General features: G+C 58.8%; 2 tRNA genes. Both read right to left on the reverse strand.

What is annotated here, in order from left to right:
- Nucleotides 1-2: 2 nt before the first annotated feature.
- Nucleotides 3-74: transfer RNA gene (locus ACCC94_RS30570), tRNA-Gln, on the reverse strand.
- 62 nt (nucleotides 75-136) lie between these two features.
- A tRNA-Gln gene (locus ACCC94_RS30575) sits at nucleotides 137-211 on the reverse strand.

Consider the following 211-nt stretch of genomic DNA (forward strand, 5'->3'; position numbering starts at 1 on the left):
GGCAGGGGCGGCTGGATTCGAACCAACGCATGGCAGGATCAAAACCTGCTGCCTTACCGCTTGGCGACGCCCCTGTAGCTTACAACTTGCGGAGCAATGTGTTCGTTGACGCTGTACGTTGAACCCTGTGGGTTAATGGCAGGGGCGGCTGGATTCGAACCAACGCATGGCAGGATCAAAACCTGCTGCCTTACCGCTTGGCGACGCCCCT

The sequence above is a fragment of the Pseudomonas sp. Pseusp97 genome, from assembly GCF_047304025.1.
Taxonomy (GTDB): Bacteria; Pseudomonadota; Gammaproteobacteria; order Pseudomonadales; family Pseudomonadaceae; genus Pseudomonas.